Raw genomic sequence first — 716 nt, 5'->3', positions numbered from 1 at the left:
ACCATCATCCACAATCGTACATAGCGATGACGTCACCTGCTGACCCATTTTGCCAGAGAATACCGACGACTCTTTGCGGTTGAAGTCCCCTTCTAAACCGTGACCTACCGCGTCAGGCAGCAATACGCGCGGCCAACCAGAGCCCGGAACTACAGGCATCATACCTGCAGGTGCAGCTTCTGCTTCTAGGTTAACTAACGCCATACGGATGGCTTCGTCCGCGAAGTGGAAGGCTTGCTTCACGCCATCTGTTTCAGACAAGAAGAAATCGTAGCCAAAACGACCACCACCACCAGCACTGCCACGCTCGCGACGGTCACCTTTCTGTGCAAGTACACTGATGGATAGTCGAACAAGCGGACGAGTATCACCAGCGTAAGTGCCATCTGTAGCGGCAACTAGCATTTGCTCGTGCACGCCACTGATGCTAATAGAAACCTCTTTGATCAGAGGCTCTTTAGTGCGAATGTACGCATCCAAAGACATCAGTAACTCGGTTTTTTGTTGTTTTTCCCAGCTTGCTAGCGGGTTAACCGCATCATAGTAAGCTTGATTTTCCGAACGTTTGAATGCTTGAACTTTGCCATTTTGGCCCTGCTGCGCAATGCCTCGCGCCGCAATAGCACTTTGCTTCAAACCTTCCGGATTGATTTGATCTGAGTAGGCGAAACCGGTTTTTTCGCCCGTCACCGCACGCACACCAACACCACAATCAA

General features: G+C 51.0%; 1 protein-coding gene. It reads right to left on the bottom strand.

The annotated features are described in order from the left end of the window. Nucleotides 1-716 (bottom strand): metallopeptidase TldD-related protein (locus tag R7Z77_RS25530; protein ID WP_318137073.1); only part of this gene is annotated, 716 nt, incomplete at both ends.

Source organism: Vibrio sp. 1401, from assembly GCF_033340295.1.
The sequence above is the reverse complement of the archived record's forward strand: the minus strand, read 5'-3'. Positions and strand labels throughout refer to the sequence as shown.